General features: G+C 46.2%; 28 protein-coding genes and 1 pseudogene. 13 read left to right on the forward strand and 16 right to left on the reverse strand.

Annotation, left to right across the window (positions count from 1 at the left end):
• Positions 1-259 precede the first annotated feature (259 nt).
• Complete coding sequence (locus WBA89_RS14260; protein ID WP_424407432.1) at positions 260-1012, reverse strand: Crp/Fnr family transcriptional regulator; 753 nt, start codon at positions 1010-1012, stop codon at positions 260-262.
• A gap of 45 nt (positions 1013-1057) precedes the next feature.
• Here WBA89_RS14260 and WBA89_RS14265 point away from each other — a divergent pair, with 45 nt between their 5' ends.
• The 4 genes from WBA89_RS14265 to WBA89_RS14280 all read left to right on the forward strand — a co-directional run bounded on the left by WBA89_RS14265 (position 1058) and on the right by WBA89_RS14280 (position 3045).
• On the forward strand, positions 1058-1576 hold the full coding sequence (locus WBA89_RS14265) for a hypothetical protein (protein ID WP_424407434.1): 519 nt from the start codon (positions 1058-1060) through the stop codon (positions 1574-1576).
• Positions 1551-2582 (forward strand): thiazole synthase, encoded by a 1032-nt coding sequence (locus WBA89_RS14270; RefSeq protein ID WP_424407436.1) that lies wholly within the window; start codon positions 1551-1553, stop codon positions 2580-2582. The genes WBA89_RS14265 and WBA89_RS14270 overlap by 26 nt, the downstream gene beginning before the upstream one ends.
• Before the next feature lie 85 nt (positions 2583-2667).
• Positions 2668-2835 (forward strand): photosystem II assembly protein Psb34, encoded by a 168-nt coding sequence (psb34, locus tag WBA89_RS14275; protein WP_424407438.1) that lies wholly within the window; start codon positions 2668-2670, stop codon positions 2833-2835.
• Between the two features lie 15 nt (positions 2836-2850).
• Positions 2851-3045: a hypothetical protein gene (locus tag WBA89_RS14280; protein ID WP_424407440.1), complete on the forward strand. Its 195-nt coding sequence runs from the start codon at positions 2851-2853 to the stop codon at positions 3043-3045.
• Between the two features lie 383 nt (positions 3046-3428).
• On the opposite strand, the gene WBA89_RS14285 is transcribed toward WBA89_RS14280, so the two are convergent.
• On the reverse strand, positions 3429-4706 hold the full coding sequence (locus tag WBA89_RS14285; protein ID WP_424407442.1) for an HhoA/HhoB/HtrA family serine endopeptidase: 1278 nt from the start codon (positions 4704-4706) through the stop codon (positions 3429-3431).
• Between the two features lie 293 nt (positions 4707-4999).
• Here WBA89_RS14285 and WBA89_RS14290 point away from each other — a divergent pair, with 293 nt between their 5' ends.
• Positions 5000-5350 carry a metal-sensing transcriptional repressor gene (locus WBA89_RS14290; protein WP_424407444.1) on the forward strand — a complete coding sequence of 117 codons (351 nt, stop codon included), beginning with the start codon at positions 5000-5002 and terminating at the stop codon, positions 5348-5350.
• 243 nt (positions 5351-5593) lie between these two features.
• Here WBA89_RS14290 and WBA89_RS14295 read toward each other — a convergent pair whose 3' ends face one another.
• The gene (locus tag WBA89_RS14295) at positions 5594-6031 is read right to left on the reverse strand and encodes a helix-turn-helix domain-containing protein (protein ID WP_424407446.1); all 438 of its coding nucleotides are present in this window, start codon (positions 6029-6031) and stop codon (positions 5594-5596) included.
• A gap of 925 nt (positions 6032-6956) precedes the next feature.
• A complete protein-coding gene (locus tag WBA89_RS14300; RefSeq protein WP_424407448.1) occupies positions 6957-7103 on the reverse strand; it encodes a hypothetical protein in 147 nt (48 codons plus the stop codon).
• Positions 7104-7126: 23 nt separating this feature from the next.
• Between WBA89_RS14300 and WBA89_RS14305 the strand changes: the two genes are divergently transcribed.
• Both WBA89_RS14305 and WBA89_RS14310 read left to right on the forward strand, forming a co-directional pair.
• Positions 7127-7771: a pentapeptide repeat-containing protein gene (locus WBA89_RS14305; RefSeq protein WP_424407450.1), complete on the forward strand. Its 645-nt coding sequence runs from the start codon at positions 7127-7129 to the stop codon at positions 7769-7771.
• 260 nt (positions 7772-8031) lie between these two features.
• On the forward strand, positions 8032-8805 hold the full coding sequence (locus WBA89_RS14310) for a pentapeptide repeat-containing protein (RefSeq protein ID WP_424407452.1): 774 nt from the start codon (positions 8032-8034) through the stop codon (positions 8803-8805).
• Between the two features lie 10 nt (positions 8806-8815).
• Here the strand turns inward: WBA89_RS14310 and WBA89_RS14315 are convergent, their stop codons facing one another.
• Positions 8816-11794, reverse strand: coding sequence for a GAF domain-containing sensor histidine kinase (locus tag WBA89_RS14315; protein WP_424407454.1), 2979 nt, complete (start codon positions 11792-11794; stop codon positions 8816-8818).
• 331 nt (positions 11795-12125) lie between these two features.
• Positions 12126-12581 carry an NADAR family protein gene (locus tag WBA89_RS14320; protein WP_424407456.1) on the reverse strand — a complete coding sequence of 152 codons (456 nt, stop codon included), beginning with the start codon at positions 12579-12581 and terminating at the stop codon, positions 12126-12128.
• A gap of 30 nt (positions 12582-12611) precedes the next feature.
• On the opposite strand from WBA89_RS14320, the gene WBA89_RS14325 reads away from it, so the two are divergent.
• The gene (locus WBA89_RS14325) at positions 12612-12758 is read left to right on the forward strand and encodes a hypothetical protein (RefSeq protein WP_424407458.1); all 147 of its coding nucleotides are present in this window, start codon (positions 12612-12614) and stop codon (positions 12756-12758) included.
• A gap of 289 nt (positions 12759-13047) precedes the next feature.
• Here the strand turns inward: WBA89_RS14325 and frr are convergent, their stop codons facing one another.
• The 7 genes from frr to speB all read right to left on the reverse strand — a co-directional run bounded on the left by frr (position 13048) and on the right by speB (position 19954).
• Positions 13048-13596 (reverse strand): ribosome recycling factor, encoded by a 549-nt coding sequence (frr, locus tag WBA89_RS14330; protein WP_424407460.1) that lies wholly within the window; start codon positions 13594-13596, stop codon positions 13048-13050.
• On the reverse strand, positions 13583-14311 hold the full coding sequence (gene pyrH, locus WBA89_RS14335) for a UMP kinase (RefSeq protein WP_424407486.1): 729 nt from the start codon (positions 14309-14311) through the stop codon (positions 13583-13585). Before pyrH ends, frr begins: the two co-directional genes overlap by 14 nt.
• A gap of 292 nt (positions 14312-14603) precedes the next feature.
• Positions 14604-15002: a peptide-methionine (R)-S-oxide reductase MsrB gene (gene msrB, locus WBA89_RS14340; protein ID WP_424407462.1), complete on the reverse strand. Its 399-nt coding sequence runs from the start codon at positions 15000-15002 to the stop codon at positions 14604-14606.
• Between the two features lie 101 nt (positions 15003-15103).
• The gene (gene modB, locus WBA89_RS14345) at positions 15104-17014 is read right to left on the reverse strand and encodes a molybdate ABC transporter permease subunit (RefSeq protein ID WP_424407464.1); all 1911 of its coding nucleotides are present in this window, start codon (positions 17012-17014) and stop codon (positions 15104-15106) included.
• A gap of 120 nt (positions 17015-17134) precedes the next feature.
• On the reverse strand, positions 17135-17941 hold the full coding sequence (modA, locus tag WBA89_RS14350) for a molybdate ABC transporter substrate-binding protein (RefSeq protein WP_424407466.1): 807 nt from the start codon (positions 17939-17941) through the stop codon (positions 17135-17137).
• Positions 17942-18333: 392 nt separating this feature from the next.
• The gene (locus tag WBA89_RS14355; protein WP_424407468.1) at positions 18334-18891 is read right to left on the reverse strand and encodes a thioredoxin family protein; all 558 of its coding nucleotides are present in this window, start codon (positions 18889-18891) and stop codon (positions 18334-18336) included.
• A gap of 133 nt (positions 18892-19024) precedes the next feature.
• On the reverse strand, positions 19025-19954 hold the full coding sequence (speB, locus tag WBA89_RS14360; protein ID WP_424407470.1) for an agmatinase: 930 nt from the start codon (positions 19952-19954) through the stop codon (positions 19025-19027).
• A gap of 236 nt (positions 19955-20190) precedes the next feature.
• Here speB and WBA89_RS14365 point away from each other — a divergent pair, with 236 nt between their 5' ends.
• Entirely contained in the window at positions 20191-21096 is a 906-nt protein-coding gene (locus WBA89_RS14365; RefSeq protein WP_424407472.1) for an alpha/beta fold hydrolase, read from the forward strand.
• A gap of 146 nt (positions 21097-21242) precedes the next feature.
• Here the strand turns inward: WBA89_RS14365 and WBA89_RS14370 are convergent, their stop codons facing one another.
• Positions 21243-21476: a hypothetical protein gene (locus WBA89_RS14370; RefSeq protein WP_424407474.1), complete on the reverse strand. Its 234-nt coding sequence runs from the start codon at positions 21474-21476 to the stop codon at positions 21243-21245.
• Positions 21477-21793: 317 nt separating this feature from the next.
• On the opposite strand from WBA89_RS14370, the gene WBA89_RS14375 reads away from it, so the two are divergent.
• Positions 21794-22084 carry a hypothetical protein gene (locus WBA89_RS14375; protein ID WP_424407476.1) on the forward strand — a complete coding sequence of 97 codons (291 nt, stop codon included), beginning with the start codon at positions 21794-21796 and terminating at the stop codon, positions 22082-22084.
• 86 nt (positions 22085-22170) lie between these two features.
• Positions 22171-22299: a hypothetical protein gene (locus WBA89_RS14380; RefSeq protein ID WP_424407478.1), complete on the forward strand. Its 129-nt coding sequence runs from the start codon at positions 22171-22173 to the stop codon at positions 22297-22299.
• A 111-nt stretch (positions 22300-22410) separates the two neighbouring features.
• Here WBA89_RS14380 and WBA89_RS14385 read toward each other — a convergent pair whose 3' ends face one another.
• On the reverse strand, positions 22411-23361 hold the full coding sequence (locus WBA89_RS14385; RefSeq protein WP_424407480.1) for a calcium-binding protein: 951 nt from the start codon (positions 23359-23361) through the stop codon (positions 22411-22413).
• 157 nt (positions 23362-23518) lie between these two features.
• Positions 23519-24046: a hypothetical protein gene (locus WBA89_RS14390; protein ID WP_424407482.1), complete on the reverse strand. Its 528-nt coding sequence runs from the start codon at positions 24044-24046 to the stop codon at positions 23519-23521.
• A gap of 143 nt (positions 24047-24189) precedes the next feature.
• Between WBA89_RS14390 and WBA89_RS14395 the strand changes: the two genes are divergently transcribed.
• Entirely contained in the window at positions 24190-24873 is a 684-nt protein-coding gene (locus WBA89_RS14395) for a response regulator transcription factor (protein ID WP_424407484.1), read from the forward strand.
• A pseudogene (locus WBA89_RS14400) lies at positions 24870-25057 on the forward strand (two-component sensor histidine kinase); the annotation flags it as partial. The gene WBA89_RS14395 and the pseudogene WBA89_RS14400, both read left to right, overlap by 4 nt.

Below are 25057 nucleotides of genomic sequence, written 5' to 3' on the forward strand. Positions count from 1 at the left end.
TCATAATAAATTATTTAGTATGGTGCCTCATTACACAATCATTCTGCCTATTCAGGACGGCGATGTCTGAGGGGTCAAACCCCTCACAGATTCGCCAACAGTCTCTTGAAACCGCTACTACACAAACAAAACCCGCCTCCGCGGGTTGAAGAATTATCTCAGTGAAAATAAGACCAGGCGAATGGAATTCGCGGCTACACAAACAAAACCCGCCTCCGCGGGTTGAAGAATGAGTGGTTAAAATAAAATTATCTAATCTTCAGTTTGCGGAGGCAGACTTCGTTTGTGTAGCCGCGGTTTCAACCGCCGTCTTATCTATTTCTTCTCCAGACGCGATATCCTCCAACTTTTTCCAATCCAACACCGCAATTTTACCGCCTCGACTGTAAGATACAACCGACTTGAGTTTCTTAAACAACCGCACGCATTCTTCATAAGTGATGCCAATACTGCGAGCAATTTGATAGTAGGGCAAACGTTTTTCCAAACATACACTATTATCCGCAATCTTCGTACCTTGCTCGATGCTAAAGTAATGAATAAATCGAGCCAGCCGCACGATCGCCCTTTCCGACACCAAACCGTGCACTGTCTCGTGCAGTTGCTGCAACCGCTGGTTGAAAACCCCCAATATTCGCAAAGCAATCTCAGGATTTTCTCGAATTGCTGCTAGCAAAAAATCCCGTTCTGTGGTAAGAACTTGCACCTCAGTTTCAGCAGTCACCGTTGCCGGGGCAATGCCGTTGCCCAGCAAGGCGGGTGCGGCAAACATATCTCCGGAAAACAAAGTGCGGAGAATTGTTTCTTTGCCCGCTGCCCCGATTTTTGTCACCCGCAGCGAACCGATCGAAAGAGTGTATAATTTTTCGGGGATGCGATCGCCCTCATACATCACAACTTCTCCCTGTCGGTAAGTCCGAACTGCTGTGTGTTCTTGCAATTGTTCCAATTCAGTTCGGTTTAAGCTGGCAAATATCCCAATTTCGGCTAGTTGCTCGACGGTTGCTTTCATACATTTAACTTGAGGCGATCGGAGTCCATAGAGAGTATAATAACCGTGAATCCAGAATATATCGAGACAAGCAGAGCCATCTACGAAAATGCAGAACCAGAATATCAGCGGTATTATTTTGATGAGATAGCTGGTGGATTTGTGCTAATTCACCAACAACACAATCTTAATAATTCGGAAATCTTTGTTGCTGAAGTTTTGGCTAAAATAGGGAATAGAGTTAGAATGTTGAGCGAGCAAGCAGCAGAGGGTGTGAAAACGCCAGATGCTGAAATTGACGGTGAGATTAGCGAATTTAAGGAGTTGACAGAACAGACTCAAAATATCAGAGACAGAGTGCAAGAAGGCATCAGTAAAGCAAAAAATCAAGGCGCAGCCGCTGTTATTTTTCACATCAACCGAGAAAATTACGATGTCTGGAAAATCAACGCTGGCATCAAACAAGCTCTGTTTTGGGATACCAAAAAGCAAATTCAAAAATTAATTTTGGTGTTTAACAGCGAACAGATTCAAATCATCACAAGGGAAGAGTGGAAAAATGGAAGATCGTTTCAGCGAATTTAAAGAGATTGTAGGGCGCGGATTGAAGAACAATATGCCGCGAGATGCTAAATTAATTACTGTAGGGCAAATTTTATATGCTGTTACCCGCGACGATCTAACCATAGAAGAAGGTTGGCAGCTTGAAGAGATGATGGGCGGCAGAACACAGTGGGAAGAGGCTCTTGAGTACAGCATTTTTGGCTATCCAGTAGATACGGCAACGCCACCTTTAGACAAACCTCTGGTGATTGGCGGCAAAACTTTTCATTCTCGCTTGATGACGGGGACGGGAAAATATCGCAGCATTGCAGAAATGCAGCAAAGCGTCAACGCTAGCAGGTGCGAAATTGTGACTGTAGCTGTGCGGCGAGTGCAGACAAATGCTCCCGGTCATGAAGGATTGGCAGAGGCTCTGGATTGGACTAAAATTTGGATGCTGCCCAATACTGCTGGCTGTCAAACTGCCGATGAGGCGATTAGAGTGGCTCGTTTGGGCCGGGAAATGGCGAAACTTTTAGGTCAAGAAGATAATAATTTTGTCAAACTAGAAGTGATTCCCGATGCTAAATATTTGCTGCCAGATCCGATCGGCACTTTGGAAGCCGCAGAAAAATTAGTCAAAGAAGGTTTTGCCGTTTTGCCTTACATCAATGCCGATCCCCTGCTGGCAAAACGCCTAGAAGAAGTGGGTTGTGCGACTGTCATGCCTTTAGGTTCGCCCATCGGTTCCGGGCAAGGGATCAACAATGCCGCCAACATTCAAATAATTATTGATACGGTAAAAGTTCCTGTGGTAGTCGATGCCGGGATCGGCACTCCCAGCGAGGCCGCGCGAGCAATGGAAATGGGAGCAGATGCCCTGTTGATTAATTCGGCAATTGCCAATGCCAAAAATTCCCCAGCAATGGCAAAAGCAATGGGAATGGCGGCAGAAGCAGGGCGTTTGGCGTACTTAGCAGGAAGAATGCCGGTCAAAGATTACGCGATCGCCTCTTCTCCCCAAACAGGTACTGTCACCTCACCATAAATTCCCGAACTTAAGGGCGGCGCTTTGATAAATAGCGCTTTTTTGGTAAAGTGATGGCAATCAAAAATATAGAGGATTGCTGCCGATGCCTTATACTACCGAAGAAGACGGACGCTTGAACAACTTTGCCAAAGAGCCGAAAATGTACGGCGCGGAACCTCCCAACAAGAACCAGCAGCGGAACTACATCATCCTGGGTATTGCAGCAGCACTGTTAGTAGCCGGTTTGGTGTTTGTGGCTGCTTCCGTGTGAACTAAGTAAGTCGGCGTGAATATTTATCGTTGCGATCGGCTTCAAGCACTCGGCAGAAGGCTGTTCGGCTTGATGGAAAGCGCGCGATCGACATTTGATGAGACAGTGCTGTTTATTTGCGCCTTTCTACTTGCCGCACATGAACTGTTACGCAGTACGGTGCGGGCTTCCCAATTCAACGGCAACCGCCAAGGGCTAAAAACTGAATAAAAATCTCTGTACAATTGTACGCAAAACTCCTGAATCGTCCATATAATCTTGATATTTATTGAGTTACTTAGTTGTGGACGATTCAGAAATCTTTATTTCATATCATTTCCGGTAACACTCATACATGATGTTGACTGTTCGCTGTCAACCGTCAACCGTCAACCGTTAACAGTGAACTCGAATTTACTATTCCGATGAAGAGAGGATTTGATTTCAATAGGTAAAGCATCAGAAATTTTAGGAGTCATCTTGAGACCACGTTGAAACAAGAAGTTAACGCCAGAACTATCTATGTCTAGTTAGCTCTAGATTTAGATAGTTTTGGGTAAGTTTAACAGAGCGGTTTTTAAAGATCCCCTCCCTTTTTTTCTGCTCCTTCTCCTCTAAAAATCCCTCAATTGAGCAGTTGTAACGGCCACTTCCTTAATCGCGGAACCGCGGCGCACCTTCAGCTTCAGAATTTGACCGATTTGGCTGTTTTCCACCAAATTTTGCAACTGTTCCGCCTTATTCACTTTCTCGCCGTCAATTTGAACTATGACATCTCCCTGGCGAATCCCGGCTTTTTCAGCAGGCGTATTTGGCACCACTCGCATCACTAATACTCCTTTAACTTCCGGCACAATCAAAGGAGCATTGGGGTCAGCATTATTCTCTCGGGCCATTTCAGGAGTCAATGCAATCATCTGAATCCCCAAAAACGGGTGGCTGACTTGTTCTCCCTTGGCTAACTGCGCGTAGATGGCCTTGGCTTTGTCGATCGGAATTGCAAAGCCTATACCCATCGCATCGGCTCGAATCGCGGTGTTAATCCCAATCACTTCTCCTCTGCTGTTTAACAGCGGGCCCCCGGAATTGCCGGGATTGATGGCTGCGTCCGTTTGAATGAAATCGAGCCGCTTGTCGGGAATGCCGACGGCTGCTGAAGAGCGTTTGAGAGTGCTGATAATGCCCAAGGTGACGGTGTTGTCAAATCCGAGGGGGTTGCCCACGGCGATCGCCCAATCTCCTACTTTCACCGCGTCGGAATTTCCCAGAGTTGCTGCGGGCAAGTTGGCTTGGTTGGTATTAATTTTGACAACAGCCAAATCTGTTACTTCGTCAGTACCTTGAACTTCTCCTGGAAATGTCCGCCCGTCGTTTAAGGTGACAGTGACTCGATCGGCTTTGTCAACTACGTGAGCGTTGGTTAAAACAATCCCGCTTTTGTCGATGATGAAGCCGGAACCTTGACCGCGCAAGCGTTCTTGTCTGGGGGTCATGCCGCGCAAATCTTCTCCCAAAAATCTGCGGAAGAAGGGGTCTTCCATTAACGGGTCGAGGTTGCGGCTGACTGTGCGCTCGGTATCAATGCGAACCACGGCCGGCCCGACCCGATCGACTGCCGCCGTCACAAAACTGCTGGTATCTGCCGCCGCCGGGATTTCCGGGCTCTGCAGCGCTAGCATTTGCGGATTTGGCAGAGTCGCTGGGGAACTCAAATCTGCTTGCTGCACGGCTGTTCTTGCCATTTGCCGCGAGTTTGGCGGATTTTTGTCAATTGCTAAAGCCAGTGCAGGATTGATGGCTAGAACGCTCAGGGCGATCGTCATTCCTAAAATTAGGGCGAAGTGGCGAGTGCCGGTGCGGGGTGCGGGGCAAAAAAACTTAAATAGTCGCATAGCGTCAATCTTTGTTACTCTGAGTTATTCTGGTCAAGGTGTGCGAAGGTGTGCGATCGCGCCCGCTTAATTATTTGCGGCTCTCTAGATCCTAAATATATTTTGACAGTTACAATACATGAGTCAGCAGCTTTGACAAATTCAACATATTTTCAATTCTAGCTTGAAAAATTTCCCTACTAACATCAGTTTCAAAAAATAATGCAACACTAGACACGGGAGCCAACCCTTACCGAATAACTCATTCCCAAATCTAAAATCTAAAATCTAAAATCTCAAATGGTATAACCCCAATGATTCTATCTGATACTTCTACTGACAAATCCTTGCCCTCAAATTCCCACCACCATCACAATGAATCGGCCCACCCTCACCATCACGATGAAGAATCGATGCGGCGGCTGGTGAATCGCTTGTCTCGGATTGAGGGACACGTGCGCGGCATTAAAACAATGGTGCAAGAAAACCGTCCCTGTCCCGAAGTTCTCGTACAAGTTGCTGCGGTTCGAGGAGCCCTCGACCGCGTAGCGAGAATCATTCTTGACGAACATTTAACTGAGTGCATTGCTAGAGCCGCTAAAGAAGGCAATATCGATACAGAAATAGAAGAATTGAAAGCGGCTTTGGATCGGTTTTTGCCTTAATCGCAGCAGATTTTTGCATCATAACAAAACCTGCAAGCCAGACAAAACTTGCAAGTTATAAGTTATGGCGTATTTTTTAAGCACCTTTCTTTCACAAACTAGGAAAAAGCGTTAAATCTTCTCCCCCTCGCCCAATCGCCACCGCACACAATTTATACCAATTCTCCTGACTTCATGCAGCAGAAGCAGGGTTTGTCGCCGCAGAAAATCCCTCAATAAAAAATCGACAATCCACCGCACAGTCTAGACTTTCGTCAGCTTGGCTTTGAGCTGATATCTGACTGTTGCGTAAACGGCTTTGTAGGAAGCCTCAATGCTGTATTCCTGCTGCAACCACTCTTGAATTTCTCCATAGCTTTTAAAGCCTTTCTGGGGGTCGCTCAGGCGCATTGCCAAACTAGCGCGGGCTAGAGGAGGAATCGCAGGCTTGCGCCCGCCGCTGTGCTTTGTTTCCAGGAGTCCTTCAAGTCCGTCAGATCGGTACTTTCTCAGCCACCGCTGCACTGTAATTCGGTTTACCCCGATCGTCATTGCCAGTTCTTTAACTGTCTTAACTTGAGAAATTTTGAACAAGTAAAGTGCTTGAATTTTTTGAAAGCCGCTTGCCGTTTTTTGTTCGTTTAACAAGCTTTTTAGTTCTTCAATTGTCTCTGTGATGCTAAGTTTACATACTCCAGCCATACTAATTACCTCACGATTTGCTTTCTGCAATAGCTTTGTTTGACAAGGGAGCAAAATCTGCCCCATCCTAACTGCTCGCCTTTTGCTTGCTAAGAAAGCAATGCACAAGCGAGCTAAATTAAAGTTTTTGATTCCTGGACTTACTTAAACGATCGCAAGCCGGTTCTTTATTTAGCCGGGAGCAAGGGCTGCTACCAATTTTTTTGGTTAAAAATCTGATTTTTTGGTCAGTTTTGTATTTGATGGCACAAGCGTCATTGCTAACACTAATATTAGTTAACCGTTCGACTGCTACATTCGGTGCAATACTTGACTTTTAAGGAATACCATTGATTCTCTTTTTGCTAAACATATATCATGGTTTTCCTGTTGTTTCTCGGTGATTTTTGTGCAGGTATTGCCAACTTTTAATCATTAGCTGCTAGTAAACAGGCTTGGTCTGTACACCAGCGATCGAAATTTTACACATACATTTCCCTGTACCCACAAGTGCTTTTCTGGCTGTCGCTTTGCGATAAATCCTGGGACATAAGGACTTTCATCAGCCTGAACAAGTCGCGTCTAGTGACGCTGCAACCCACTTTCCTGCCCCGAGCAGGTCTCTGTGAAACTACTCGAACGATCGTTCGTTTGTTGAGTAAAACACGCAGGCGGTGGAATTGTCAATTTAGCGCAGTACAGTACCACTATCTGCTATTTTTTTTGGGCCTGTCGCGATCGAAACAGTGGTTTGTATGTGATACTACTAACATAAATTAGCGATCTAGATCACACCAATACTCAGTAAACTCAACTAGGTACAAAAAGTTATGGCTTCGATCGCGGGATCGAGCTAAAATCTCTTGATTTAGTTGCCAAGGGCGATCGACCTGGTTGTGAAAATTTTTTAATTCTTATTTTACTTCACAGCAAAATATCGTAGAGTTTAGTCCTTCACCCTCGCCAAACCATCTAATTTATGCTCCAAACAGCAGGTTGAAGGAACTCTCGCGCTGGGTGTGAATCTGTCAGCGTCTAAAATCTCAAATGACAGAATATCCGGTGCAACCAGCAAGCGGACAGTATTCTGCATTTAAAAGGTGTAGAGAAGCCACAATGAACGTTGACGAACTGCTCAAGCTATACGCAATAGGAGAAAGAAACTTTAGCGGGGTCTACCTGCACCAAGTCTACCTCTACGAAGCAGAATTGATTGGAGCCAATCTGTATGAAGCTGACCTGATTGGAGCCAATCTCAGCAAAGCCAAACTCAGCAGAGTCAACTTTGGCAAAGCCAATTTGTCCAAAATCGATTTGAGCAGAGCCGACTTAGGTGGAGCAGACTTCACAGAAGCACTTTTAGCTGAAGCTAACCTGTATCGAGCTGAGTTGATGGGAGCCAACCTCAGCAAAGCAGACTTGAGCGGAGCTTCTCTGATCCAAGCAAATTTAATTGGAGCCAACATATCTCGGGCAATACTCTGCCGTGCAGACTTGCACGGAGTAAATCTTTACGGAGTAAACTTGCGGCGGGCAGTTCTCACAGAATCCGATTTAATTGGCGCAAACCTGAGCAAAGTAGACCTCAGCGGAGCCGACTTAATGGGAGCGAGCCTAATTAGGGCGGATTTGACTGATGCGGTTTTAAGTGCGTCAGATTTAAGCGGGGCAAACCTGCTGGGAGCAAACCTTACAAAAGTCAACCTGAGCGGAGTATATCTTAAGGGTACGATGATGCCCGACGGCACGATCCACGACTAATTTATTTGTTAAATTTTATGCTTGCCGAGAACTGCAGCTAAAGGGTAATGAGGTTTTCATTGCCCTAATTTATTGGCAGCGAAATCTTTATTTGACACTCAGGTAAGTCGGATAACTTCAATCTAGGGTGCTGGTGGCGCACAGAACTCCTACATCCGGCAAGTCAAAAGATTTGTTGGGTGAACTTGTGTTATGGTGATTTTCAAATGCTTCGAGAAAAGCTATTTTAGATTTAATATTTGGGATTTTGGACGGTTAAAATGAAACTTAGAATCCTCGCTGCTTTAACGCTGCTGAGCGCGATCGCCCCGATCGCTCCTGCTGCAGCCGAAAACATCCAACACACCCAACAATTGCTAGCCACCCGAGAGTGTCCCAACTGCGACCTCAGCAGTGCAGGTCTGGTTTTAGCCAACTTAACAGGAGCAAATCTCAAAGGAGCTGACTTGAGATTGGCGAACCTCAGCCGAGCCAACCTCACCGGGGCGGATCTCAGCGGAGCCAACCTCAGCGGCACCAGTTTGTTTGGCGTCAACCTGACGGGGGCCAACCTCAGCGGAGCCAACCTCAGCGGTGCTGACTTGAGAAGCGCCTATCTCAGCAATGCAAATTTAACCGACGCTAATTTAACTAACGCCCAACTGCTGGGAGTTAGGGGAATGCCAACTAATATCGGCACCGCTGAAGATTTCTACCGGTTGGGAGTCCAGGAAGCTCAAGCGGGAAATTACAGAAATGCGATCGATTATTACAATCAAGCCCTGAATTTGAAATCGGATGCAGCCGCCATTTATTTTGCGCGCAGTATGTCTCGGGCTGACTTGGGAGACTTCGCCGGCGCGAGTCAAGACGCGGCCAGAGCAAACCAACTCTTTGCAGCTCAAGGAAATCCCCAAGGTCAGGAATTGTCAAAGCAGTTAGGCGAAGCAATTGTGGCGCGCCAAAAGCCAACGGAGCCGCGCACTGGGGGCGGCAACTTTATGAGTCTTCTGGGATCGATCGGTTCGGTTCTGGTGAAGATACTCTTGCCTTGAGCAGAACTTGCTAATTCAGCGGAATCTCGATCGAGAACTGTGTACCGCCACCGGGTACAGAAACACACTTGAGTATCCCTTGATGTTTCTCAACTACAATTTGATAACTGATAGACAGTCCTAACCCTGTCCCCCGACCGACGGGTTTAGTAGTAAAAAACGGATTAAATATGTGAGAAATTAACTCTTTGGGGATGCCGTGACCGTTGTCTGCAATACAAATTCTTACTGTTTTTTCATCGATTAATTCGGTGCGAATCCGAATGCAAGGGGATGGAAAATTAGGAATAAAAGACTCGGTGCTTCCATTTATATCTACGGGTTCGATAGCCTGTTCTTGGGAGCTAAAATATATCGCGGCCGCACTTGCATCGAGTCCGGGAATATTGATGATTTGGTCTTTTTGTCCCATTTCTAGAGCGTCAATGGCATTGCCGATCAGATTCATAAATACCTGATTTAGCGAGCTGGCATAGCATTCTACTAAGGGCAAGTTGCCGTATTCTTTAATGATTTCTACGGTTTTGCGATCGGGCTGGGCTTTGAGCCGGTGCTGCAAAATCAACAGGGTACTTTCAATGCCTTCGTGAATGTCAACAGGTTTCTTTTGAGCTTGATCGAGCCTGGAAAAATTCCGCAAAGATACAACTAACTGGCGGATGCGCTCAACTCCCACTTTCATCGAACCCAAAATTTTGGGCAAATCTTCAGCCAGAAATTCAACGTCGATGGCTTCGGAGCACTCGCTAATTTCTGAGTTGGGATTGGGGTAGTGCTGGCGGTAGAGTTCCACCAAGCAGAGCAAATCTTTGCTGTATTCGCTGGCGTGGGAAAGATTACCGTAGATAAAGTTAACCGGGTTGTTGATTTCGTGGGCGACTCCGGCCACGAGTTGTCCGAGACTGGACATTTTTTCGGTTTGAATCAGTTGGGCTTGGGTATTGCTGAGTTCTGTGAGGGTTTTAGCTAGCTGTTCGGCTTTTGCTCGATCGGCAGTTGCTGCATTGAGACTTTGTTGATAAAGTTCTGCTTGGTGAATGGCGATCGCAGCTTGAGAAGCCAAATGTTGCAGCAACTCTTGTTCTGCTGTTTGCCAAACCCTCGGCCCGGAACACTCGTGGGCAATCAGCAGCCCCCACAATTGGGCATCTTTGCCGATCATCGGCACAATTAAACTGCCCCTCACCTGCAATTTTTCCAAAAATTCGCGGTGACAGGGGGTTAAATCATCAGTATCAATATCGTTAATTGCTCGCACCCGTCCAGCTCGGTAAAAGCAATCTGAGCCTTCGGGGAAGCAATCTTGTGGAGATTTGAGACCTAAAATTGACTGCCACTCGCCGCGAACAGCTTCGACAACTACCTCGCCTTGTTTGGCTGCGGCAAATTGATAGATTACCGTGCGATCGGTATCGAGCAAACCTCTCACTTCCCGCACAATAGTTTGCAGTATGGTTTTTAAATCTAAGGTGCTGCGAATTTGGTCTCTAACTCTGTTTAATACTTGAACAAAGTCCAAGGATTTTTGCAATTCGGCGGTGCGTTGTTGAACTTGGCGCTCCAAGTTGGCATTCAGGGCCTGCACTTGTTTGTAAAGAAGGTACTGTCCGATTGCGGCACAAAATTGGCTGCCGATCGCTAAAGCTTGCTCTATTTCCTCGGACTGCCACTCCGGCGACTGACCTTTTTTGATTTCTCGCCAGACTTCAAAAGAGTGTCTGGGAAGGGTTTGTGCGGCGCTGCTGTCAAAGCGCCCCGCCCACAGTTTTTCGGTATCAATTTCATTGCGAAAGATGGTCAAACAGCCGACTACTTGTTGTTGGTAGTGGAGGGGAATTACTAGCAAACCCCGAATTTGAGTTGATTGGAAAGCTGGAAATAAAACTCTAAACTGAGGTACTTTGTATAAGTCTGTAATTATCCAAGCTGGGAATTGAGAATTAGTAAAAATTGGGAAGTTGGGAATTTTTTCGGTATTTGTGAATCCGGCGCTCAGCCATTGCTGCCAGAGGGGATGAGCTTCGATCTCCCTGGGTTTTTCCCAGTCGGGAAGTGTCGGTTGCTCGCCTGTTTTGAACAGTTCAGAAGATGCTCGATCGATCTCGGCAACCGATAACTTTTCACCGCTGTTGAGATTGGGGGGATTGAGATAAAGTCTGCCGCCGCTGCCGCCCAAGGCGGTAACGGTGGCTTCTAAAGCCTGTTGCAGTTGAATGTTGGCGTGACCGTACAACAAGGCTGCGATGCGGCTCACGGTGGCTTCGCGGGCTGCTTGAGAGCGGGTTTGATGGAGCAGGATCGAGTGGCCGATCGCATTTGACAGTTGATCTGCTACGAGCTGAACTACTTCTAAATCTGTTGCTGAAATATTGCGGGGGACGGAGTGGTGAGCCACTAGCAATCCCCACAGTTCGATATGAGTTTGGCGATCGTTTCCAGGCTCGTATCTAGTCACGCAGGCCGGGGCCTGGCAAATTTCTGTTTTGCTGTTTTGGGACACGCTTCTGCGGTGCAAAATCGGCACGACTAAGGAAGATTGCACTCCCATTCCCATCAGGTAAGCTGTATGGCAAGGATCGAGCGATCGGTAGTGCATTTCTTCATTTACTAAGGGTTGACCGGTATCGGCCGCATCGAGGGGACTCAGGACGATCGTCCCGGAGTTAACATCTACGATCGTCCGCTGCCGCATACTGACATACATCTCCCTAGCGGTGGGGGGAATGTCGTCTGCTGGAAAGTGCAGCCCTTTCAATGAAGGGAGACGGTTGTTATTAATTGATTCGGCAACAACTTCTCCACTGCCGTCAGCACTAAACCTATAAATCATGATGCGGTCTGTTTTCAAAAAAGACCGCACTTCTGCTACCGCAGTTGTTAAAATATCATCTAATTCTAGAGATTGGCGGATGCGTTCTGTGATCCGCCGCACCAAAATTTCTCTGTCTAGTTTATGATTTAATTCTTGTGTATTTTCTGTTAGTTGCATAAATCTCCTTTGGCAAGACAATTACGATAAAAATAAGAAGTTTTGATGTGCTGCCGGAGCGATCGGACGCGCACTGCACCTGCCTGAGTTTTTGATTTAACCGAGCTGTACAATTAATCTGGCGCGCTGGGGAAGGAAAATGTGCGATCGCGCCGATTTAGTTTTTGCCTTCAACAAACAGAGCGGCTTAACCGAATGATAATTATTATTATAATATTCTCATAAATTTCTAGCAATCTTAAAATCTCGCTATCATAATTATTAATGCTCAAACTAAATTGACATTTGTTTGTATAACTTTATACAACATAAAAAGAAATTTGAGTTTCTATCAGCCCCGCCGACGCTGAGCAATTTCGCTGCGGACGCTCATCAAAATTTTACCCAAGTGATTTTGGCCGGTGCCGTCGCAGCCACAGCCCCAGTAGTAATCCGTTGGCGAATCCTCCACAATCACTCGATCCCCCGTACCGAGGAGAATAGCTTGAATGTCTGGATGAGCGAGAAACTTAGTTAAAATTGCTTCGCGCATAATCGGAATTTTCACTGCTTCCCAATCGTCTCGCACGCGGTGGTTGGGATCGCGACCTAATTGGGCTGCTTCTTGAGGAGTTGCTACGCCTCGAATCGCCGCCACTAATTCTCTATCGACGCTACCGACAAATTTTTGGGCTTGATAGTAATGTTCCACAGTCAACCAATGTTCACCGCACAGAAAAATTTCGTGGGGGGAAAAATTGGAAAAGCAGCCGTAAGGGTCTTCTAGTTTATAAAAATAAATTATCATAATTATTTTAGATTTTATAGGATAAAAAAAATGGAAGAAGATAATACCATGTCCGGTCAATTACCTGAAATAAAAAAGGTTCGATCGGTGGAAATGCAAGTCCCGAAGATCGGAGAACTTGCATTCCTCGCGATCGAACCAATCTTAATGACGGTCATCCGAACGGATGCGATCTAAGCTGTCCCGCCAATAAACATTGCATATTCAGGGCTGGCTTTGGGGTCCACTCGCGGTTCGATCGCTTTTTAACCGACAATTTAGAGGATAAAAAGCTGAAGAGGGCGGCTGAAACCAGGTTGGAACAAACTTTCGTCCGCAGAGGCGGTGTAAAGAAAACAACGTAATTTAAACCGCCCCTTCTTCAAACCCGCAATAGCGGGTTTTTGTTTGTATATAAAAGGTTTCAACCGCCCAGTTTTGTTGTTTGAAAATTGCAGCAATTTCCCCACGCCCAATTTGCCATTCACTAAACAGTCGTGATATCTTTTTCTTTCGATGCCAGAACTTCTTCTATTTTGGCGACATACTTGTCCGTCAGCTTTTGAATTTTATCTTGCAAGTCCCGCGATTCATCTTTAGAGAGATCGCTGCTTTTTTCTTGCTTGCGAATCGAGTCAACCGCATCGCGGCGGATATTCCGAATTGCAACTTTACCTTCTTCGGCAAACTTCGAGGCCATTTTGACAAATTCTTGGCGTCTCTCGCTAGTCAGGGGCGGAATGTTCAAGCGAATAACTGAACCGTCATTGTTGGGTACGAGTCCTACATCTGAGAGGGAAATTGCTTTTTCGATCGATGTTAGTGCTGTGCGATCGAACGGTTGAATGTTGATCGTAGTCGCATCAGGCGTGCCGATGTTGGCAAGGGATTTGATGGGAGTTGGAGCTCCGTAGTAATCTACCATGACTCGATCGAGGAGAGAGGCGTTTGCCCGTCCCGTCCTGATAGTATTAAAAGACCGCTGAGTAGCCTCAACTGCCTTTTGCATGTGGTCTTCTGCTTCAGCTAACTTCACTAACTCCTCCTACAATAGTTCCAATAGATTCTCCCATTACAGCTCGATAAATGTTGCCCGATACCGAGAGGTCAAATACCATAATAGGAATATTATTTTCTTTGCACAGGGCGATCGCGGTACTGTCCATCACCCGCAAGTCTTGGTTCAAGACGTGGGCGTAGGTGAGGGTTTTATACCTGCGCGCGTTGGGGTTGACATGGGGGTCGCAATCGTAGACCCCATCCACCTTAGTAGCTTTAAAAATCACCTGTGCATCGATTTCAGCCGCCCGCAATGCGGCTGTAGTATCAGTAGTAAAAAAAGGATTGCCAGAACCGGCACCAAAAATTACTACCCGTTTTTTTTCGAGGTGGCGAATTGCCCGCCGCCGGATGTAGGGTTCAGCTACTTCTTGCATGGCGATCGCCGATTGCACCCTCGTTGGCACTCCTGCTTGTTCCAAGGCATCCTGCAAAGTGATAGCATTCATCACCGTAGCAATCATGCCCACATAGTCGGCTGTTGCCCGATCCATCCCTGCAGAAGCAGCTTTCACGCCGCGAAAAATGTTGCCGCCGCCGACAACGATCGCGATTTGGATGCCTTCGGACACTACTTTGGCCACTTCCTGGGCGATCGACCCAACCACTACCGGATCGATGCCGTAGCCCAAGCTGCCCATCAGCGCTTCACCGCTGAGCTTCAGCAAAACCCGCTGATAAACCATCCCCATGCCGCCACTATTTTTGCTTTTTGTCTCCACAATAAGATAGCAGTACGGGTGCATTTTGAACATCAATTGCTTGGAACAGGCTGCTGGGAACGGATAAAAACCCGGTTTCTCGGCCTAATCTGCTGTTTGAGCAATCTTCAAAGTTAAGGCAGAAACCGGGTTTTTTGGTGAGAAATGCGGACTCATACCATTTTTATTAAAGATGTGCTGATGAATTCTTAGCCCCCCCCTTACTAAGGGGGGGGTTGGGGGGGGTTCTATCTAGCGCTACTTTATGAAATGCGGACTTAATTTATTCCTTGGGAACGAAATCAAGAGAAGCAGAATTCATGCAGTAACGCTGGCCTGTGGGTTTTGGCCCATCGTTGAATACGTGACCGAGATGAGCGTCACAAACAGCACACAGTACCTCAGTACGGCGCATGAACAAGCTGTTATCCGACTCATTCTTGACATTTTCTTCGTTAATGGGAGCGTAAAAACTCGGCCAACCAGTACCGGAATCGTATTTTGTTTCTGATTTAAATAGCTCGGTGCCGCAGCAAATACACTTATAAATTCCGGGCTTTTTGTTGTCGTGATATTCGCCGCTAAAAGCTCTTTCTGTTCCCTTTTTTCGGGTAACTTTGAACTGTTCTGGGCTGAGTTGCTGTTGCCATTCGGCATCGGTTTTTTGAACTTTGTCTGTCATGATTTAATGTTGTTAATTGTTGATTGTTGACGGTTGACTGTTGACTGTTAACTGTTAACTGTTGACTGTTGACTGTTAACTGTTGACTGTTGCTGATTAACTCAGGCTTCCATTAATATTAACCTAATTGGCTCCAAATGAACATACCAGGGAAAAGAATTGTCCTTGATCGCCCGCCACTTTTCCTTGAAAAGTTCAGCTTGCAAGTGATAATCTTGGGAATCGTGGGAAGGCGAGTGCAACTTGAGATATAATGTCACCCGGTGCGGAGTTTCCACAGTTGAGGCGATCCAACAAGTAAATGTATTTTCGCGATCGCCCCCCCTAACAAAACTGATTTGATGAGCTCGAATTCCGACAGAAACTAGAGATTTGGGAATTGGTTCAACTACAGTCAAAGTGCAGCCCCAGCCGATCGCCTCTATGACAGTTTCCGCGATCGGTTTAGCGGCACAGAAATTCTTGCAGCCCGTCAACTGGGCGACTGTGAAGTTGCGCGGGCGATCGAAAATGTTCTGTTTGGTATCAAAGGCGATCGCACTTCCATCAGCCAACACCAACAGATTTTTGCACACCCGGTAAACTTCCTCTAAATTGTGACTGACAAACAAAGTAATTCCCCGATAATTAGCCAGAGTCTGCATTAACTCCCGTTCCAGTTGACTCCGCAAGTGCGTATCCAAAGCCGAAAACGGTTCATCTAACAGCAGTAAATCGGGATTCGGGGCGATCGCCCTCGCCAAAGCCACCCGCTGCTGCTGGCCGCCAGAAAGTTCGTGCGGGTAGCGGTTTTCCATTCCCAACATTTGCACCGAAACAAGCTGTTCTCTTACTCGAATTTTTTGCTCGCCTTTAGATAAATGCTGCAAACCAAAAGCAATATTTTCAGCCACAGTCAGGTGAGGAAACAAAGCATAGTTTTGAAACAAAAAACCAATCCGGCGGTCTTTAGAATGTAAATTAATGCCCTCTGCTGAGTCAAATAAAACCTTGCCATTAACTGCAATTTTACCGCTGCTGGGAGTTTCCAAACCCGCGATGCAGCGCAGAGTCATACTTTTGCCGGAACCCGACGCGCCCAAAATTCCCAGCACTTCCTGACCGATATCAAAACCAACATCCAAAGCAAAGCCAGAAAGAGGTTTAAAAATGTTTAAAAATAGTCCGCCTTCTGATATTTTGTTGCAGTAATTTGTGCCATAAGAATTCCAGGATTTTGAAATATTAGATTGACCTGGATCTGCCAATCCTAAATAAGTTGTGGGACGGGCATCTTGCCCGTCCATATTAGAACCATGAACCAAGTTCCTAACTGATTTAGGATGCCGATAGTTGGGATTTGGTTTGGGCGAAATCCTGGGTAAATAAGTCCAGTAATTAACCAAAGCGAGCACGCTCAAAGCCAGACTGAGAATAATCAAAACCCAAATAGCAGCTTGCCTCATATCCCCAGCTTCCACCGCAAAATAAATTGCCATCGGGATAGTCTGAGTTTGTCCAGGAATATTTCCAGCTAACATCAACGTCGCGCCAAATTCACCCAAAGCGCGAGCAAATGCGAGAATAGTTCCTGCTAAAATTCCCGGCCACGCTAGCGGCAACATAATCCGCCAAAAAACAGTTTTTTCCGAAGCGCCCAAAGTGCGGGCTGCATTGAGAAGATTGGCATCAATTTGCTCAAAAGCCCCCAAAGCAGTTTTGTACATCAGGGGAAATGATACGACTGTGGCAGTAATTACGGCGGCTTGCCAAGTAAAAATTATAGTTAAATCAAACTTTAGAAGAAATTGACCGATCGCGCCATTTCTACCAAACAGCAGCAGCAGCAAAAATCCGACTACCGTGGGCGGCAAAACCAAGGGAGAGATGAAAATGGCCTCAATCAAGGCTTTACCTCGGATGCGAGTTGAAAGCATCCACCGGGCGGCAGCTATTCCCAGAAAGAAGGTAAAGAATGTCGCAATGGCTGATGATTTTAGGGATATCCATAATGGAGATATGTCAAATTCCATATTTTGGATGAACTATCGCAGTTTTGGATAATTTTTTTGAACCGCAGAGGGCGCAGAGAACACAGAGGAAGAGAAGGAAGAGAAGAAAGTTTTTTGAATTGCTACAAGTTTTACGAATAATTAACGAGCTGTACCGAATCCGTATTTCTGAAATACTATTTTAGCGCGATCGCCCGCCAAAAACTCAACAAAGGCTTTTGCTGCGGCGGGATTGCGGCTGTTTTTGATAATTGCTAGCGGATAAACAATGGGCGAGTGCAAGTTTTCGGCTGCTGTTAGTCGCACTGTTACTTTGTCCGATGCTTTGGCATCTGTGGTGTAGACTATACCGGCATCAACGTTACCGCTTTCGACAAATGTCAGCACTTGGCGGACGTTATTTCCCAGCACTAATTTCGGCTGGAGTTGCGGCCACAACCCAAGTTTAGTTAGCATTTCCTGAGCGTATTTTCCCGCAGGAACGCTTTTCGGTGCGCCGATCGCAATTTTCTTGATTTTTGCCTCTGTCAACTGTTTAAAATCGCTCAAAACAGCGCCATTTTTAGGAGTAATCAAAACCAGGCGATTTGTCAGCAAATTGCGGCGCGTCTCGTTCAGCAGCAAATTAGCTTTTTGCAAACCATCCATTTGTTTAGTCGCGGCGCCAAAAAATATATCTACCGGAGCTCCTTGCTGAATTTGCTGCTCTAGAGCGCCGGAAGCACCAAAATTATAAGTAATAATAGTATTGGGATTGCTGCTTTGATATACTGTTTTGATTTCTGTTAAGGCTGGCGACAGACTGATGGCGGCGGATACAGTTAAAGACGTGCGCTGCTGTGATGTGGCTGGGGAAACATTCTGAAATAAGTTCCAACTAATCAGCAGTACCAGTGTGGCGACGGCTGCGATTATCAAGTTGAGAATACGTTTTCTTTTTAGGTTCATCGGGAATAGTTGAGAATCTTTGATTTTGAATTATATCAAAACTGCTACAAAACTATCTTCCTCTTTTTCTTCCTTCTCGCTCTTTGCATCTTCGCGGTTTGTTAAATAATAGTGCGGTAGGCAGACGGCACCGATCATTAGTGTCAACTTAAATGTCAAAATCTTTGTATTTCTCGTTTATAGCAGAGGCCAGATCCCCCTAAATCCCCCTTAAGAAGGGGGACTTTGAGCAGAATCTTGTCCCCCCCTTCTTAAGGGGAGTAGGGGTCGAGTAGGGGGCAAGCTAAGGGGGGATCTGGCCTTAATCGCTAGACAGAAGACTCGCACTACGTTTGACGTTAAATTCACACTAATGGGCGGTGCCGTGTCCCTACGGATTTCAGGTGTTATCCCTATTGTCGCCACTTGACAGAACAGCCGATCGCCTCTGTAATAGAAGGCTCTACCGATTCGTCTTTGAGCAATTGGTCGATCGCGCTTTGCAAATAAGAAACCTGTACCGCCGCTGCATCGTCGGCATTATCATCAATTAAACCTTTATAGCGCAATTTGCCGTCTCGGTCTAACAAAAAAACTTCCGGCGTTTTAGAAGCCCCAAAACTGTGGGCCACATCTTGAGCAACATCTCGGATATACGGGAAGTTGAGTTGATTGTCGGCTGCAAAAATTTTCATGTTCTCAAAACTGTCGTCGGGATACTGGTTGCAATCATTGGCATTAATCCCGATTAAAGTAACTTCTCGATCTTGAAAAGCTGCTTGAAGTTCTTTCAGGCGATCGATATACGACTTCACGTAAGGGCAATGATTGCAGATAAATACTACCCCGATTGCCCGAAATTTTTCTAAATAGCGAGCTAAATGGTGAACTTCATCGTCAACTCCCGGCAGTTCAAAATCGGGAGCGTAGCCATTAATTGAAGTACCCGTTGTTTCGATTGGTAAACTCATGTTTTCAGGAGGTTAAGAGCAGTATTTGCGAGCGTGAAAGATGAAATTCTCAGCAATAATCAAATTGGCTGTTTTTGGGTTTAACCTTGATTCTAACCTGACCAACAGCTTATTTTGATTCATGATTCGCGATTTATTCCTCGTTTTGCTTTAGCCAACCTTGAGCCGCCGCTTGATATCCAATAAGTTTGTAGGTTAATTTGGCGGCGGTAAATTCTGAGACGACAGAATCTACAACAGGTGCTAATTCCATGATGTCACAGCCGATTACTTCGCAGGACTCGAAGACGCGCCGCAAAAATCCGGTTAGCGAATACCAATTTAACCCGCCCGGTTCGGGTGTGCCTACCCCTGGAATTAATGTCGGGTCGATGCCGTCTAGGTCGATCGTCAAAAATACTCGTTTGGTTGTTATGCTGGCAATTGCGCGATCGGCCCAATCCGGTTGAGTAGCAATTTCCCGAGCTCTAATCACATTTAGCTGTTTGGCTTTAATCAAGTCGGCTTCTTCCTTGCAGATAGCGCGAATCCCGATTTGCAGTGTCGGCAAGCCCATATCTACAATCCGCCGCATCACGCAGGCGTGGTTGTGGATAGAGCCTTCGTATTCGTGGCGCAAGTCGCCGTGGGCATCGATTTGCACGACGGTGAAGGGTTCATCCGGGTAGCCTTGGCGGTAGCCTTCCACAATGCCGGCGGTGATGCTGTGTTCGCCTCCGAGGGAGATCACAAATTTCTGTTCTGCAATTAGCTGGTGTACGGTTTGTTGCGTGACTCGCAGCATTTCTGAGGATGAAACCCGTTGGTTGTTTCGGGTATCGGCGATCGGCTCTTTTGTATAAATTCCGACATCATAACAAACTTCGGAATCTAATTCTTCGTCGTAGCATTCGAGTTGGTGAGAAGCTTCTAGCAGTTTTGCCGGCCCGTTTTCGCACCCCCGGCGGTAGGTGGTGGTTGCTTCGTAGGGAATTGGCAAAATTACTACTTTGGCGGTGTCGTAGTCGGGTACAATTTCGGAACCGAGAAACGGTACGACAGCAGTGGAAATGATCGTTGGCATAAGGGAAATTTTAATAAGGCAAAAAATGCAGCATCTTTAATGGTGGCATAATAGCGGCTCTAACTGCAAAGTAGTCATTAGTCAGTTGGCAGTTGGCAGTTGGCAGTTGGTGGTTGTCAGTTGGTGGTTGTCAGTCAACAGTCAACAGTCAACAGTCAACAATGCCCTATGCCCTATGCCCCATGCCCTATGCCCCATGCCCTATGCCCCATGCCCAATCTAAAATCTAAAATCCCATGACTTCTTCTACGTTAACTGCTGTTGCACCTCAAACCTGGATGTGGAAAGGCTTTCCGATTTGTTACCAGGCTGCGGGAACCGAGGGCCCTGCGGTGGTGTTTGTCCACGGTTTTGGCGCGTCTTCGGGTCACTGGCGCAAGAATTTGCCTGTTTTGGCTGCTAGTTGTCGCTGTTACGCGATCGATCTTATCGGTTTTGGCGGTTCTGCTAAGCCCGCGCCCAAGCTTGAGATTGATTATACTTTTGAAACTTGGGGTGAGTTAATTGCTGATTTTTGTCGGGAAGTTGCGGGCGGGCCTGCTTTTTTGGTGGGAAATTCGATCGGCTGCGTGGCAATTATGCAAGCCGCCGTGGATTTTCCCGATATTGCTTCTGGGGTAATTTTACTCAATTGTTCTCTGCGTTTGCTGCACGATCGCAAGCGCGCCGAAATGCCTTGGTATCGCAGTTTTGGAGCGCCAATTGCACAAAAAGTTTTAAATGTCAAGTGGATAAGTCAATTATTTTTCAAACAGTTAGCAACCCCAAAAACAGTCAAAAAAGTGCTTTTGCAAGCCTATCACCAGCCGGAAGCTGTCACCGACGAACTTGTAGAAATCTTGTTAAAACCAGCGCGAGATAGCGGCGCTGTGGATGTATTTGTGGCATTTATCAGCTATTCTCAAGGGCCGCTACCGGAGGATTTGTTGCCGCGTTTGAGCTGTCCTGCTTTGATTTTGTGGGGTGCAAATGACCCTTGGGAGCCGATCGCCCTGGGGCGAGAATTGGCAAAATTTCCGGCTGTTGAAAAGTTTATTCCTTTGGAGGGAGTGGGCCATTGTCCCCAGGATGAAGCGCCGGAATTGGTCAATCCTATTTTACTGGATTGGATTAAAGGGCGATCGGCATTTGTAGGAAATTAGTACATTCTACTCGTTACCAGGCTCCAGCCTGGTAACGCCACTCGGGAGGCTCTGCCTCCATTTCCTTCCCAAGCGAGGCAGAGCCTCTAGATATGGTTTCCCAGGCTGGAGCCTGGGAACCAGTTAACCAGTTAAAACTTGATAGTTCAAACAAATATGAAACTATCAGGAGTAAACCCGCCTTGAATCACAGCAATTTGGTCAGGAGTACCAGCCAAATTGATCGAGTTACCAACAATATTGTAGTCAGAAAGACTGCCACTTAACTGAATGCGATCTATTCCCTGCCGAAAATCTTGAATCGATGCAAATCCTGTTCCACTATAGTATGTCTTTGAAGCATCACCTAGCACAAAAACATCTATCTGTCGCTGACTCACTTCATTTAATATTTCTTTACAAAAAAAAGATGTTGTCCAGATTTTGGGGTGCTATAGTGTATTCCAGACTATTAATACTGAGCTTGGTATTCCCAATCTCAAGATCGTATAGCAGTCCTAAATCATTTGTAAATTTCTTACTCCCTCCCCTTGCTAAGGGGAGGGTTGGGGTGGGGTGAAAAATTTACGACTCATTTAGGATTGCTATAGTTAGGGTTAGCGATGGTAAAAAAGGTCTCTGCAACTCTGTACAATTGTACAAAGATGTTGTTAATACTAACTGTTAACTAAAACCAAGAATGAAGGAGAATATAGCCATGAACGAAATGCAAAATGTACTCATAACTCTAGACCCAAATAGAAAAATCCAACTCCTGTCCTGGAAAGAAGATTATCTGCACCGTCCCGACACAGCACAAGGTGTAACTACCTGGGGTAAAGATACGTTTGGGGATATTGGCATGACTTGGATTGTGGAATCTATCGGTGACAAAATCAAACTCAAATCCTGGAAAGGAGATTATTTGCACCGTCCCGACACAGCACAAGGGGTAACTACCTGGGATACGGGTATGGGTAACGAGTGGAGGATTTATTTTACTTTTTAATCTGGAAACATTAGCGTTTTTCGGAATTTTGGGGTAAATTACGATCGCCCGATGGATGAGGTGGAATACCAGGTGGACGTGGTGGAATGCCCAAAACTTTAATCAACTGCGCTTCGGTAACACCCAACTTTTTCGCTGCACCGGGAATATCTAAAGGAGGAGGCGGCGGTGGGCCCGGCGGGCGATTTACTCGTTACCAGGTTCCAGCCTGGTAACGCCACTCGGGAGGCTCTGCCTCCATTTGCTTCCCAAGCGAGGCAGAGCCTCTAGATATGGTTTCCCAGGCTGGAGCCTGGGAACCAGTTAACCAGTTAAAACTTGATAGTTCAAACAAATATGAAACTATCAGGAGTAAACCCGCCTTGAATGACGGCTATTTGGTCAGATGTGCCAGCTAAATTGATGGAGTTGCCAACAATATTGTAGTCAGAGAGATTCCCGTGTAACTGAATGCGATCGATTCCCTGTTGGAAATCTTGAATCAGTGCAACTCCTGTTCCACTATAGTAGGTCTGAGCGACATCACCTAGCACAAAAACATCTCTACCTCGACCCCCAATCAGTACATCGGTTTCATTGCTTCCCGGTGTAGCACTCAATGGATTAACTCCAATTAAAGTATCATTGCCGCGCAAACCAGAGAGTGTATCGTTACCATCTCCTCCTACTAAAGTATTGTTTTGGATGTTTCCGGTAAGGACATCTACATTCGGAGTTCCTGTGACGTTAACGAAATTCTCGACAGTCAAATTCAGAGTGCCGATACCGGGTAAATTGTTAACCGCCAAACTATTCTGCGACAAATCCGCATTAATAGAAGCTGTGCCGCTACCTGTAGAAGCATCGATGGTATTACTCTGTCCTAAAGGAGCAATAATTTGCTCGATACTTTGAAGGCTATCTGTACCGGCTGCGCCTTTATCTACAAGGCCTCCAGCCTCAAGGGTAATGCCGTTGCTGAGGGAAAGATAGCTAATTGTATCCGTGCCTAATTCTCCAAGGATGCTATCAGTGCCGCTACTGCCTAAGATGAAGTTGTCTAAACTATCTCCGGTAATATTGTCGTTTCCTGCTGTGGTGCTGATGCTGTTGGCTGGCGGTGCGGGTGGAGTTTGATTTTGGGGAGGTAAAGCAGAATTGGTAAGTTGTCCGTCTTGATTTCGAGGTGGAGGATTGCCCGGTGCGCCTTGGTTTCGAGGTAGAGGATTGCTCGGTACACCTTGATTTTGAGGGGGATTACCGGGTGCATTGTTTGAATTGGGAAATAGTGGTGGCATGGTGTAATTACCTCAATTGATTTTCTAAGTTGGAAGCAGTTGTCAGGCTCAAGAAATGAATTCTCGATCGCCCTTTGCTTTAGTCGCTACAATCATTAAGCTGGTTGAAAATGACATTTATCCCTGTGCTGGCATTACAGTTTTGTAATCTGGGAAGTTAGGGTTTTTCGGAATTTTGGGGTATATTGCGATCGCCCGATGGACGCGGTGGAATATCCAAAACTTTGATTAGCTGTGCTTCGGTGACTCCCAACTTTTGCGCTGCACCGGCAATATCTAAAGGAGGAGGGGGCGGTGGGCCCGGCGGGCGATTATTTTCAGTTGGTGGTTCGGGCGGTTTGGTTGGTAGCCCCAAAGCTTCGATTAACTGGGCTTCGGTGACTCCTAATTGTTTGGCAGCAGCGGCAAAATCTATACGGGGAGGATGTCTGCGCTGTTGACTGGGTTCGGGTTGGTTCTGGGCTAGTACAGTATTTGAACTGAGATATTGCACCTCTGTAAGCAACAGGGAAGATGCCTGTTCCACAAAGAGTAAATTTTCTTGTGGAACGGGCAAGATGCCCGTTCTTGAGAATTGTGCAAGATGTAAGTTAGAACTAGCTGTAGTTCGATCGCGCAAAGTCAAGCTGCTCAATCCCAGCAGCAAAGCTGTAGCAGGTAATGCGAGTAGTGCAGGATTTTTCATGGTAGTTATAATTACCGCTCGCCAAATAGTTGATAGCAGCATCAAACTACCCAAACATGACGGGGAACTCTGCTGATAGATTACAATTTTGTAATTTAATTAAATAAACAATCACTGTATAATCACAACGCATCGGTGAATTTATGAATATTCTCTACGTTGAAGATGAAGAAAAAATCGCTAATTTTGTTTGTATCGGCTTGAAAGAACAAGGCTTTGTTGTGGATTATTGCGATAATGGCAACGATGGCTACGGGCGGGCGATCGATAATGAGTACGATGCGATCGTACTTGATATTGTTTTGCCGGGAAAAGATGGATTGTCTATCCTCAAACTTCTGCGAAAGGCGGGGCGCAATGTACCTGTGATTTTATTGACGGCTCGCAACGAACTTGACGATCGCATTGAAGGCTTGCATCTCGGTGCTGATGACTATTTGGCTAAACCGTTTTTTGTGGAGGAGTTAGTTGCTCGGATTTATGCTGTTGTGCGGCGTGCTTCCGGAAGCGGGCAAAATATTCTGAGTGTTGGCCCTGTTAAACTCGATCGCATTCTCCGAGAAGTTACCTGCGATTCCCATACAGTCGAACTGACAACCCGCGAGTTTAATCTGTTGGAATATCTGATGCGATCGCCCGGTAGGGTACTCACCCGCACGCAAATTCTCGAACATATCTGGGGCTATGATTTCAACCCAAACACCAATGTAGTAGATGTCTGCATTCAACGCATTCGCAAGAAACTTGAACCAATTGGCGGTACGGGATGGGTTGAGAGCGTGCGCGGTGTTGGCTATCGGTTTCGCAAACCAGATTCCCCATCATGAAACTGCAATCTTTTCGCTTTCGGATTACTCTATTCTCTGCTGTTCTGGCAAGTATTTCTATAATTGGCTTTAGTATTGTTTCGTGGTGGTTGATTTACGATGCTAAGGTAAAACGTCTTGATGCTGAAATTAAGAATCAGTTAATCCAATCAACCCGCCCGCCATCAACTCAATGGGATAATTA

The organism is Microcoleus sp., from assembly GCF_049646505.1.
In the GTDB taxonomy this organism is placed as follows: Bacteria; Cyanobacteriota; Cyanobacteriia; order Cyanobacteriales; family Microcoleaceae; genus Microcoleus.

Coding starts and splice junctions, on each gene's coding strand:
- WBA89_RS14260 (WP_424407432.1), bottom strand. CDS start 1,012: ATGAAAGCAACCGTCGAGCAACTAGCCGAAATTGGGATATTTGCCAGC.
- WBA89_RS14270 (WP_424407436.1), top strand. CDS start 1,551: ATGGAAGATCGTTTCAGCGAATTTAAAGAGATTGTAGGGCGCGGATTG.
- psb34 (WP_424407438.1), top strand. CDS start 2,668: ATGCCTTATACTACCGAAGAAGACGGACGCTTGAACAACTTTGCCAAA.
- WBA89_RS14285 (WP_424407442.1), bottom strand. CDS start 4,706: ATGCGACTATTTAAGTTTTTTTGCCCCGCACCCCGCACCGGCACTCGC.
- WBA89_RS14290 (WP_424407444.1), top strand. CDS start 5,000: ATGATTCTATCTGATACTTCTACTGACAAATCCTTGCCCTCAAATTCC.
- WBA89_RS14295 (WP_424407446.1), bottom strand. CDS start 6,031: ATGGCTGGAGTATGTAAACTTAGCATCACAGAGACAATTGAAGAACTA.
- WBA89_RS14300 (WP_424407448.1), bottom strand. CDS start 7,103: ATGCAGAATACTGTCCGCTTGCTGGTTGCACCGGATATTCTGTCATTT.
- WBA89_RS14305 (WP_424407450.1), top strand. CDS start 7,127: ATGAACGTTGACGAACTGCTCAAGCTATACGCAATAGGAGAAAGAAAC.
- WBA89_RS14310 (WP_424407452.1), top strand. CDS start 8,032: ATGAAACTTAGAATCCTCGCTGCTTTAACGCTGCTGAGCGCGATCGCC.
- WBA89_RS14315 (WP_424407454.1), bottom strand. CDS start 11,794: ATGCAACTAACAGAAAATACACAAGAATTAAATCATAAACTAGACAGA.
- WBA89_RS14320 (WP_424407456.1), bottom strand. CDS start 12,581: ATGATAATTTATTTTTATAAACTAGAAGACCCTTACGGCTGCTTTTCC.
- WBA89_RS14325 (WP_424407458.1), top strand. CDS start 12,612: ATGGAAGAAGATAATACCATGTCCGGTCAATTACCTGAAATAAAAAAG.
- pyrH (WP_424407486.1), bottom strand. CDS start 14,311: ATGGGGATGGTTTATCAGCGGGTTTTGCTGAAGCTCAGCGGTGAAGCG.
- msrB (WP_424407462.1), bottom strand. CDS start 15,002: ATGACAGACAAAGTTCAAAAAACCGATGCCGAATGGCAACAGCAACTC.
- modB (WP_424407464.1), bottom strand. CDS start 17,014: ATGGAATTTGACATATCTCCATTATGGATATCCCTAAAATCATCAGCC.
- modA (WP_424407466.1), bottom strand. CDS start 17,941: ATGAACCTAAAAAGAAAACGTATTCTCAACTTGATAATCGCAGCCGTC.
- WBA89_RS14355 (WP_424407468.1), bottom strand. CDS start 18,891: ATGAGTTTACCAATCGAAACAACGGGTACTTCAATTAATGGCTACGCT.
- speB (WP_424407470.1), bottom strand. CDS start 19,954: ATGCCAACGATCATTTCCACTGCTGTCGTACCGTTTCTCGGTTCCGAA.
- WBA89_RS14365 (WP_424407472.1), top strand. CDS start 20,191: ATGACTTCTTCTACGTTAACTGCTGTTGCACCTCAAACCTGGATGTGG.
- WBA89_RS14375 (WP_424407476.1), top strand. CDS start 21,794: ATGAACGAAATGCAAAATGTACTCATAACTCTAGACCCAAATAGAAAA.
- WBA89_RS14380 (WP_424407478.1), top strand. CDS start 22,171: ATGCCCAAAACTTTAATCAACTGCGCTTCGGTAACACCCAACTTTTTC.
- WBA89_RS14385 (WP_424407480.1), bottom strand. CDS start 23,361: ATGCCACCACTATTTCCCAATTCAAACAATGCACCCGGTAATCCCCCT.
- WBA89_RS14390 (WP_424407482.1), bottom strand. CDS start 24,046: ATGAAAAATCCTGCACTACTCGCATTACCTGCTACAGCTTTGCTGCTG.
- WBA89_RS14395 (WP_424407484.1), top strand. CDS start 24,190: ATGAATATTCTCTACGTTGAAGATGAAGAAAAAATCGCTAATTTTGTT.